At 68.6% G+C, this 9245-nt stretch carries 14 protein-coding genes; 11 read left to right on the top strand and 3 right to left on the bottom strand.

Annotated features, from left to right (window positions below; all coding sequences use genetic code 11):
• Positions 1 to 227: 227 nt before the first annotated feature.
• From SSOG_RS45905 to SSOG_RS45895, 3 genes are all read right to left on the bottom strand, one after another.
• Positions 228 to 410 (bottom strand): hypothetical protein, encoded by a 183-nt coding sequence (locus SSOG_RS45905; RefSeq protein WP_009721183.1) that lies wholly within the window; start codon positions 408 to 410, stop codon positions 228 to 230.
• Positions 411 to 460: 50 nt separating this feature from the next.
• Positions 461 to 970 carry a hypothetical protein gene (locus SSOG_RS45900; protein WP_039942907.1) on the bottom strand — a complete coding sequence of 170 codons (510 nt, stop codon included), beginning with the start codon at positions 968 to 970 and terminating at the stop codon, positions 461 to 463.
• 85 nt (positions 971 to 1055) lie between these two features.
• Positions 1056 to 1454: a hypothetical protein gene (locus tag SSOG_RS45895; RefSeq protein WP_039942904.1), complete on the bottom strand. Its 399-nt coding sequence runs from the start codon at positions 1452 to 1454 to the stop codon at positions 1056 to 1058.
• 253 nt (positions 1455 to 1707) lie between these two features.
• On the opposite strand from SSOG_RS45895, the gene SSOG_RS45890 reads away from it, so the two are divergent.
• From SSOG_RS45890 to SSOG_RS45845, 11 genes are all read left to right on the top strand, one after another.
• Positions 1708 to 2508, top strand: a complete 801-nt coding sequence (locus tag SSOG_RS45890; protein ID WP_009721180.1) for a GntR family transcriptional regulator — start codon at positions 1708 to 1710, stop codon at positions 2506 to 2508.
• Between the two features lie 206 nt (positions 2509 to 2714).
• Positions 2715 to 2969: a hypothetical protein gene (locus tag SSOG_RS45885; protein WP_009721179.1), complete on the top strand. Its 255-nt coding sequence runs from the start codon at positions 2715 to 2717 to the stop codon at positions 2967 to 2969.
• Positions 2970 to 3231: 262 nt separating this feature from the next.
• Positions 3232 to 4398 (top strand): hypothetical protein, encoded by a 1167-nt coding sequence (locus tag SSOG_RS52985; RefSeq protein WP_154686147.1) that lies wholly within the window; start codon positions 3232 to 3234, stop codon positions 4396 to 4398.
• Positions 4399 to 4469: 71 nt separating this feature from the next.
• Complete coding sequence (gene dnaB / locus SSOG_RS45875; RefSeq protein ID WP_078510684.1) at positions 4470 to 5855, top strand: replicative DNA helicase; 1386 nt, start codon at positions 4470 to 4472, stop codon at positions 5853 to 5855.
• Between the two features lie 265 nt (positions 5856 to 6120).
• Entirely contained in the window at positions 6121 to 6363 is a 243-nt protein-coding gene (locus SSOG_RS45870) for a hypothetical protein (protein WP_009721176.1), read from the top strand.
• Positions 6364 to 6592: 229 nt separating this feature from the next.
• Positions 6593 to 6781, top strand: coding sequence for a hypothetical protein (locus SSOG_RS45865; RefSeq protein WP_009721175.1), 189 nt, complete (start codon positions 6593 to 6595; stop codon positions 6779 to 6781).
• Positions 6782 to 6864: 83 nt separating this feature from the next.
• The gene (locus tag SSOG_RS45860; protein ID WP_009721174.1) at positions 6865 to 7059 is read left to right on the top strand and encodes a hypothetical protein; all 195 of its coding nucleotides are present in this window, start codon (positions 6865 to 6867) and stop codon (positions 7057 to 7059) included.
• On the top strand, positions 7056 to 7241 hold the full coding sequence (locus SSOG_RS52980; protein WP_009721173.1) for a hypothetical protein: 186 nt from the start codon (positions 7056 to 7058) through the stop codon (positions 7239 to 7241). The genes SSOG_RS45860 and SSOG_RS52980 overlap by 4 nt, the downstream gene beginning before the upstream one ends.
• 139 nt (positions 7242 to 7380) lie before the next feature.
• Positions 7381 to 8097: a hypothetical protein gene (locus tag SSOG_RS45855; RefSeq protein ID WP_039942899.1), complete on the top strand. Its 717-nt coding sequence runs from the start codon at positions 7381 to 7383 to the stop codon at positions 8095 to 8097.
• Between the two features lie 101 nt (positions 8098 to 8198).
• Positions 8199 to 8930, top strand: coding sequence for a vWA domain-containing protein (locus SSOG_RS45850; protein WP_009721171.1), 732 nt, complete (start codon positions 8199 to 8201; stop codon positions 8928 to 8930).
• 92 nt (positions 8931 to 9022) lie between these two features.
• Positions 9023 to 9245 (top strand): hypothetical protein (locus tag SSOG_RS45845; RefSeq protein WP_009721170.1); only part of this gene is annotated, 223 nt, incomplete at its 3' end.

Raw genomic sequence — 9245 nt, 5'->3', positions numbered from 1 at the left:
CGAAGATCTGGTTGGTGTCGTAGTCGGCGTGGTGCCAGGTCGACAGGTCGTTGGCCGGTGGCTCCGTCGTGCTGCGGGGTCATGGCGGTCTCCTCGGGTCGGGCGGCGCGGGGTGGTCTGGTCGGTCTCGGCGCCCACCAGCAGGGGGAGGGCTGGTGGGCTTCGACATCGGCCGGGCCGGGGGTGGGGCCCGCTGTGTCGGCTCCAGCGGGCCCCCGGAGGGGTGGTCAGGGGTTGGGGGTGCGGAGCGCGCGGGCCATGCCCGCGTACCGCTCGGCGGATTCGGTGTAGTCGGTGACGCAGGCGGCGGCCTCGGCCGGGTTGGTGCTGGAGACCTGGGAGGCGAGGCGGGTGGCGTCGGCGGCCAGGTCCTCGTACTCGGCGGCTCGCTGCTCACGGTCACGGCTCACGGCGGTGGTCCTTCCTGGTCAGATGCCGTCGATGACGGCGGCGGGGGTGGTCAGGTGGTGTTGGGGCCGTCTTCGGGCCGGTGGTGGCAGAACCCGCAGGTGCGGGCGGAGGGGCTGTTCTCGGCGGCGCAGAACCAGCAGACCCAGTTGGCCGGGGCGGTCTCGTCGCCGTCGATGACGGGGGCGGTCTCGGAGATGAGGGCCTTGAGCTGGGCTTCGTCGGTGAGGCGGGCGTAGTCCGAAGTGAGTTCGCGGACCCCGGCCTGCTGCGCGTCGCCCAGCTCACGGAGCGCGGGATTCGACGCCGCGTCACCGAGCCTGGCCACGATGCCCGCGATCAGGTCCACGACGTTCGGCTCGGCGCCGGCCAGGCACAGCAGGTTGGTCTTGGTGGCCTTGACGTCGTGCCGCTCCAGCGCGATGTAACGCAGCGCGTCCGCGAGCATGTCCAGGCCGACGCTGCCGCCGAGTACGGCGAGCATGTCCTCCAGCTCGTCGTCGAGCGGCGGGACCGCGGGGTCGACTGGCGGGGTCTGGTGGCCGGGACGGTGCGTGATCACAGGGTGCCTCCGGGGAGGCGCTGCGGGAGTTCGGGGTGCGGCTTGGCGTCCTCGGTCTCGGCGGGGCGCGGACGGTCGTGATCCATCAGGCGACACCCCCGGGCAGAACGCTGAAGCGGCGGGCGGGGGCGGCGTCGGCGGCCCGGGTGTGCTCGGCCGGGGCGGCGTCCTCCTGCGCCCGGCGCAGCGCGTCCAGGGCCTGGAAGAGGGTGTCGGCCAGCTCCTCCGGCAGCTGCACGCCGCCGATGAAGTCGCCGGTGGCCGGGTCGTGGAGGCTGATCGCGGTGACCGGGGTGAGCAGGTCGGGGTTGACGTGCGGCAGGCCGGCGGCGGCGAACGCGGTGAACTGGTTGGTGAGGGCGATGGTCTGCTCGCGGGTCGACATCGCGGCGGCCGGGGCCGACTTCGCGGCGTCAGCCATGCGGGCCCGGCGCAGGAACTCGTCCGGCTCGGAGACGGCCGGAGCGGGGGTGGTAGCCGTCACAGCACTCACAATGCGAGTGCGACGGCTACCGAAGGTGCTTCGTGTGGAATCCTGACCCATGAGGGATCGGCCTCCTGTGTGGCAGGTGGGGCGATTCCCGGCAACACAGCCCTCGGTGCGGACACACCGGGGGCTGTTTTCGTGCTACGAATCGCCCTGTGATTGGCTGTACCCAATCCTCGTTTGTGCGAGACCTACTTGTCAAGCGTCTCGCACAAATGGGAGTATGGACCTACACAGACAGGAGATTCGAATGCCGATAGGGCGTGAGACGCCGACCCACTCGGAGCTGGCCCAGCTCCTGAGGGGCCGGATCGAGAGAGGTGAGATCAGGGCTGGCGACACCCTGCCGCCCATCACCGACCTGATGGACGAGTACGAGGTCAGCCGCTCCACCGTTCGTAGCGCCATCACGCAACTGGCGTCGGAAGGCGTAGTCAGGACCGCAGGCAGGAAGGGCACCATCGTGCAGCCACGTCCAGAGCGGCGCAGGATCCGCCGAAGCCAGGTCGTCACTCGCAGCACCGCGGGTATGTACGTCTTCCCGGCCGCTTCGTACGCCGACGAAGTCTGGGTCACGCACGGCACCCCCAAGGCGTCGCACGAAGCTGCCCCGCCCGTCGTGACCGACGTGTTCGAACTGGAGGCCGGGGCTCGGGTGCTGCGGCGTCGGCGGGTGATGTCTCCCGAGGGTGAGCCGCCGTTTCAGATCGTCGACACCTGGCTCAGCCCGCAGGCCGTCGAGGACGCCCCGCGGATCGCAGAGCCTTCGACTGGCCCTGGGGGGTACCTGGATCGGCTCGAAGAGGCTGGTCACGGGCCCATCCAGTGGACGGAGCACACGCAGGCCCGTATGCCGTCCTCGGAGGAGGCTCGACTGCTGGAGATGCCCACCGCGTTGCCGGTCTTGCAGATCGCGTTGGTGGGCTGCTCAGGGCGGGACAATCAGCCCTTGGAGGTCACCATTCGCGTGATTCCAGCTGATCGCGTGGAGCTGGTATCCGAGTTGGTGCGTGATGAGTCCGCGGCGTGGCCGCGGGAGGGGAGGCAGTAGGTCTGAACGTCGCACGTCCTGCTCTCTGGGCTGGACGTGCGAACGGCCGGCGGGGTGGTAGCCCGACCGGCCGTCCTGAGCCACAGGCGCATCGCAGTCGCGCCAGCAGCAGTGAACGAACCCCGCAAAGAGCTGTCCACACACAGGAGCCTACTAGTGAGTCTCACTAGCGCACAGCGTTCCCCTATCGCGATCGGCGTCATCGCGTGACCGCCCGCGACGTCCCCATCCCGCCCGCGGTCACTTTCCAGAGCGGCGCCAAGCTGCTCATCGAACTGGGAATCGTGGATCACATCACCCACCAGGGCATCAGACACATCGCGAAGACCAATCCACGGTGGCCGTTCGGCCCCGGTCGTCCGCATCCCTACTGGGAACTGGCGAACGCCACGGTCATGGACACCGATCCGTTCCTGGACTTCTTCCGGGAGGTCTATGTGAAGCCCGGGGGCGCGCCGTGAGGCGGTTATCGCGCTTCGGGGGCGACCCGCGTGGTAGTCCCGGAGCAGCAGAACGGCCGGTGGGGGGTCGAGTCCCACCGGCCGTTGCGAGCAGTTCAGCGAGGTCGGACTCGCTGCCGAAGTCAGCCCCCTGCAAGAAAGGCGCTTCACACGTGAGGCTACAGGCACAAGGGCGTGCCGGATACTGCACCCCCGCACGACCCGCTGTGATCACCACCACGGCGGACGACACCAGGACCGCCGACGCGCGCGGGAGCGTCAGGTGAGCGGCCCGGTCGAGGGCTTCGACAAGGCTGCGATCGCAGCTCGCGGGCCAGTCAGCGGGATCACGATCCACGCTCACATGCGGTCCGGGCCGCACGCGATCGTCGACTATCCGATCGATCTGGTCGTGGTCACCGAGCTGTCCTTCCAGCTCGCCGAGAGGGCCCGTACGGGGCCCGGCGAGCACCCGCCAGCCGTCACACCACAGAGCGTGCTGGAGCGGTTGCGAGAGATGGGCGTCAAGAGCGGCAACGGCTCACGCCTGATTGGCCGCGACGCGGTCTACGAGTCGTTCGCCCGGCTCCGCGCCAAGGGCTATCTGCGGCGAATCATCCACCGGGCCGACAACAAGGTATCCGGGGTCAGCTACGAGTACTACGAGTTCCCGGCATGGAACCCGGAACCTCCGATTCTTGAAGGCGACAATGGGACGTCTCCGCAGGTCGGAGCAGCTTCCGGCAATGCCGGATCCGGGAATGCCGGAACCAGGTCGGGTAAACGGACAAAATCTCGATCACCACAGGTCAAGCCTACTTCCGGCAATGCCGGATCCGGGAATGCCGGAAGTAGCACATCTCCGCAGGTCGGAGCAGCTTCCGGCAATGCCGGATCCCCCCCACTCCCCCCAGGAGGAGGAACTACTCCTCCCCCTACCCCCTCCACAGACGGCGCGCGGCAGCACCCGCCACAGACGGAGGAGGAGGGAGTCTTCGACCAGAAAGACCTCGACGCGGCGGTCGCCTTCCTCCAGAGCCTCCCCGACCCGTGGTTCGTCGGCGACAAGGACGCAGCCCACATCGCCCCCGAGCTGCTGGCCCAGATGGCACGCAAGGAGTGGCCGTGCATCCACGAGGTGGACCACTCGCTGCTGGCCTCTTGCCTGGCCACCAACCCGGGCGGGGCGAACAACCTCGTGAGCATCCTCCGCGCCAAGCGGATCCCGAACCTGCGGGCCTACTCCCGCGCGGCTGCCCGCCGTGCCGCTGGCGGCCGCACCAAGCCCGAGCCCGGCATGTGCGCGCGCCACCCGAACTTCCGCGAGGACGACTGTTCGCCGTGCCGCATCGCCGAGCGTGAACGGCTTCAGCGCGGGAAGTCCGATCCGGGTCCCGTTGACGGCCCCGGGCTGCTGGCCCGGCTGCGCGCTGGCAAGTCCGCCAACTGATCACACACAGCTGCGGCGGCCCATCCCGACAAGAACCGGCCGCCGCAGCCAGACCCCTCGAGGAGATCTGCATGTCCAGAATGGCAGAAGACCTACAGGACGTCCCCCGGCAGGCACGCGGCGATGGCTTTGAACGGATCCCGCCGCAGGATCTCGACGCCGAGCAGTCCGCCCTCGGCGCGCAGTTGATGTCCAAGAACGCTATCGCCGACGTCATCGAAAGCTCCATGCAGCAGCGGGACTACTACCGCCCGGCTCACGAGACGATCCAGCAGGCGATCCTGCACCTGTACGGGAAGAACGAGCCGGCCGACCCGATCACGGTTACCGCCGAGCTGACCAAGCGTGGCGAAATCGAACGTGTCGGCGGCGCCTCGTACCTCCATGAACTCGTACAGGCAGCCCCGACTGCGGCCAACGCCGAGTACTACGCGGAAATCGTGCATGAGCGGGCGGTGCTGCGGCGGCTGACCGAGGCCGGTACCCGCATCACGCAGATGGGCCACGCCGGCGAGGGCGACATCGACGACATCCGGAACCGGGCCGAGGCGGAACTGCTGGATGCGCTCAAGGGCCGGGAGCAGTCCACCAGCTACCACCACATCCGCGAGGACGTGCCCGGCTTCTGGGACCAGCTCGACGCCCGTATGAAGGGTTCCGCCGGGCTGACCGGGGTGCCCACCGGTCTCACCGACCTGGACCAGCTGACCAACGGGCTCCAGCCCGGACAGATGATCGTCATCGGTGCCCGCCCCGCGATGGGTAAGTCCACTCTCGCCCTCGACTTCGCCCGCTGCTGCACCGTCAAGCACGGCAGGCCCGCCGCGTTCTTCTCCCTGGAGATGGGCCGGGACGAGATCACGCAGCGCCTCTACAGCGCCGAGTCCCGCGTAGGCCTCCACCACATCCGCTCCGGATCCGTTACGGAAGACGACCTGACGCGCATGGCGAACCGGACGGCCGCGATCGAGGGCGCCCCGCTGATCGTGGACGACTCCCCGAACCTGACTCTGTTCGAGGTTCGCTCCCGGGCCCGGCGAATCAAGCAGGCCCACGGCTTGGACTTGCTGATCGTGGACTACCTCCAGCTGATGCAGCCTGGCGGCACCCGCCGGGGGGAGAACCGCCAGCAGGAGGTCTCTGACATGTCCCGGGATCTCAAGCTGCTCGCCAAGGAGCTGGAGATCCCCATCATCGCCCTGTCCCAGCTCAACCGCGGGCCCGAGGGGCGCACGGACAAGAAGCCGATGGTGTCTGACCTGCGGGAGTCCGGGTCGATCGAGCAGGATGCCGACCTCGTGATCCTGTTGCACCGTGAGGATGCGTACGAGAAGGAGTCACCGCGCGCGGGCGAGGCCGACCTGATCGTGGCCAAGCACCGTAACGGGCCCACCGCCACTGTCACGGTCGCCTTCCAGGGGCACTACAGCCGATTCGTGGACATGGCGCAGACTTGACGGATTCGTGTGGGATCTCAAATCCCGCTTCATAATCTCACCGCCCGCTTCATATCGGCTGCACTTATGAAGCGGGCGGTGAGACATCGCAGGTCAGCGGTCTGCCCGTTCGGCCGGTGCCTCGGTTCACCACGAGGAAGTGCAGCGGGGCTTGAGACAGATCATGGTGAAGCGGCGCGAGACAGCCGGAGAACTCGCAGGTCACGGCGCTGCTGTATGAAGCCGAGCGCGAGATCCTACACCGCTGACCACGAAGGAGATCCCCATGCCCACCACCGCCACGCGACGGATCGGCACCTGCACCGCGCCCGCCACCACTCTGATCGAGGGGCGCAGCCAGATCGACGGCGGCCTCGCCTACGGCGCCCTGGAGATCCAGGTGTACGCCTGCGACGAGCACGCCCACGTCGCGCGCACCGAGTGGGTCCGCCCGCCGTTGACCCCGATCACGGCGATCGCCGAGCGGGTAGTTGACCGCCAGTGCGGGGAAGCGGTCGACCCGCGCTGACCCTCGCGCCCGGACGCAGCGGCGCCCCCATCCCGGCTGTGGGTGGGGGCGTTGTGGTGCGCACCTCGCGAACTCTAGTTGCGCGTGTATCTAAAATTGCGGTAGCGTGAAGGACCTCGGGACGCCGACTGCAACGACGTCCCGGGCCCAACGTACCGGCAACACAACGGTCTCCGGCAGGCACTACTGATGCACACGAATGCCTGCCCTCGCTCGCTAGGAGACCATCATGACCAGGAACCGCCCCAGCAATGGCTGGTTCGACTCCGACACGTACCGCCAGCTCTCCGCCCTGACGGCCGCGTTGCTCATCGCCCGGCACACGGGCGGCACCGTCCAGGAAGCCGCCGCCATCCTCGCGATCGGTCGACTGCTGCCGCCCACGGACCACCGTGGCCCCGACCGTCCGGCCGTCTGACCGCTCGGCCTGGCCGGGGCAACACCGGCCCGGCCGCACAGCACCCTTAAGCAAGTTCACACCATCAGCCCACGGAGGCATCAATGGCGTTCAACCACCTCCCCACGCAGTGCCGCAACGGCTCCTGCGACCACGAGCCCGGACGATGCACCCGCTACCGCTCCCGACGCTGTCTCTCCGGCGAATGCACCCACTGGACCCAGAACCTCCACTGCGGCGAAGTCCCCGCCCCCGCGCGCGCCGAGGCCGCTACGCAGACCAGCAAGGCGGGCCAGTGAAGATTACGAATCCGATGGGGTGCCGCTGGTGCGGTCTCGACAAGCGGCCCCACTTCCAGCAGTGGAAGCCCCCGGTGGGCTGGCACCAGTGGACGCAGCCCACCCAGGAGCAGATCAAAGAGCGCATGCTCGCCCGCCGAGCAGCATCGATCGACCGCAGCCCGGATCGTCCGGCCGTCTGACCTCGCGCCCCCACCGCGACCGGTGGGGGCGTTGTGCGGTCCCGGCCCGCGGTCCGGATCTTCCGGTCTCGGGGGCTTTGTCAGACCCGTCCGCCATCATGAAACCCAGCCCGCCCAACTCCGGCTTGGAGGCCGCCAGATGGACGCACAGCAGCTCTCCACCCTCGATGACGCCGCCTACGAGCAGGTCGCGAAGGACAACGCGCACCCACCAGCCCGTGACCCCGAAACGTGGGCCGCGCTCACCCACCCCGCCAACATCAACCGGACCCGCGAGGCGTACACCGCCATGCTGGCCCGAACCGCGGCCACCCTCAAGCACCGCCGGATCGAGCGGGACGCGTTCCAACAGGACTGCTTCGCGCGCGGCGAAGCCGGTAAACAGGAGTGGTTCGCTTCCCGCCCCGACTACGAGCGCTGGCGGGGCCGGGCCGGGAACTTCCACCAGACCATGCAGAAGGCCCTCGCCGACCTGGGCCGCGCGCAGAAGAACATCAACCGCTCCACGAACCATTCGGTCGCGCAAGAGAACCGAGAGAAGTTGCGGCAGCTGGCCGTCGCGGTCAGCCGTCACCAGGCCGCGCACGCCCGTTCCGGCGGGATAGCCGAACAGTGCGACTACGAGCTGTGGCGTCTCCTCGACCAGATCACCGTGCCGATGGGGCCCACCGGCGAGCCGACGACGCTGCGCACCATGCTGGACATTTACTGGACCGATGTGGAGCCGGTGACGGCGCAGCGGGCGGCGGAGGACCGGGCGGAGGCGATGATGCGGGAGGCGCCGGGTGGGCAGTCCGCGCGCTTTTCGGGCGTGCCGCGGGCTCGGCATGTCGGCAACGGCAAGCACCTGGCGTAACTGGCTAGCCGTCTGATCTCGAGCGCCCCCGCCGCACGGTGGGGGCGCGGTCGTGTCCGGGCCGGGGCAACGATGTACTGAATCCGTGGCACCGTCGTGCCATGGCCAACTCTCCCCGGTCGCACCTCCGCAACGCCGCCCAGCGGTACCACAACGCCAAACAGGACATGGAATCCGCTCGCGCCTACCCCAACCGGTCCAGTACCTACCGCCACGCCGCAGACGAACTGCGGGATGCCCGTACCGAACTCCACCAGGCCACCGTCGCGGCCGTTCATGCGGGCGACAGCCAAGCCGAAGCAGCCCGGATAGCCGGACTCAGCACAGCGCAGGTCTGTCGGCTGATGCGCGGCTCCACGGGCGGCAGCAATCCACCTCCGCCAGCACAGATCGTTCTGCTGGCCGACACGCTCCCCGTCTCGGAGATCGTGAACCGTTACCGGGCAGGTGAGACCGCTCGTCAACTGGCCGATGTGTACGGATGCTGCGACAACACCATCTCCCGACTGCTGGAACAGCATGGCGTTCCCCGTCGCGGCAACCGCCTCTCCCTGCCTGTATCCAACGAGGAGTTGGCGCGCCGCTATCTGGAGGACCGTGCGGAGATACAGGAGCTGGCCGCCGAGTACGGCGCGAGCGGCTACCTGATATCGGACCGGCTGAGACAAGCCGGAGTGCGTGTTCCCGTAGGGAAGCGCCGTATGGATCTGCCCGATGAGGAAATCGTGGCACGTTGGAAGCGGGGCGAGTCCATCAGTGGTCTCGCGTCCGCGTACGGGGTGTCGTCGCCCACCATCGCCCGTCGCGTCCGCGGCCTGCGTCGTCAGCGATGAGCCCTCCAGCCGCCTGACCTCACGCCCCCGCTCCGTACGGCCAGCAGAAGGACGCCCCGTGCCGCCATGTACGCCCTCGTCGTTGACCGGCCATGGGACGCTTCAAGCCGAAGGCCGCCCACGGCCGGACAAGACGGCCGCAGAGCGGCGTGTGCGATACGTCGTTCGTGATGGCGCGAGCGCAGTGGCTCGGCTACACCGCCGACCCCCGGCCCACGGGCCAGCGCGTGACGATCGGCCGGGCCACGGAAGGCCAGCTGTTCGAAGACGCGATCAGCGAGGTCTCGGCGCTGTCGCGGCACACGGAGCAGCCAG

This window comes from Streptomyces himastatinicus ATCC 53653 (genome assembly GCF_000158915.1).
Lineage (GTDB): Bacteria > Actinomycetota > Actinomycetes > Streptomycetales > Streptomycetaceae > Streptomyces > Streptomyces himastatinicus.
The sequence above is the reverse complement of the archived record's forward strand: the minus strand, read 5'-3'. Positions and strand labels throughout refer to the sequence as shown.

Coding starts and splice junctions, on each gene's coding strand:
- SSOG_RS45890 (WP_009721180.1), top strand. CDS start 1,708: ATGCCGATAGGGCGTGAGACGCCGACCCACTCGGAGCTGGCCCAGCTC.
- dnaB (WP_078510684.1), top strand. CDS start 4,470: ATGTCCAGAATGGCAGAAGACCTACAGGACGTCCCCCGGCAGGCACGC.
- SSOG_RS45870 (WP_009721176.1), top strand. CDS start 6,121: ATGCCCACCACCGCCACGCGACGGATCGGCACCTGCACCGCGCCCGCC.
- SSOG_RS45865 (WP_009721175.1), top strand. CDS start 6,593: ATGACCAGGAACCGCCCCAGCAATGGCTGGTTCGACTCCGACACGTAC.
- SSOG_RS45860 (WP_009721174.1), top strand. CDS start 6,865: ATGGCGTTCAACCACCTCCCCACGCAGTGCCGCAACGGCTCCTGCGAC.
- SSOG_RS45855 (WP_039942899.1), top strand. CDS start 7,381: ATGGACGCACAGCAGCTCTCCACCCTCGATGACGCCGCCTACGAGCAG.
- SSOG_RS45850 (WP_009721171.1), top strand. CDS start 8,199: ATGGCCAACTCTCCCCGGTCGCACCTCCGCAACGCCGCCCAGCGGTAC.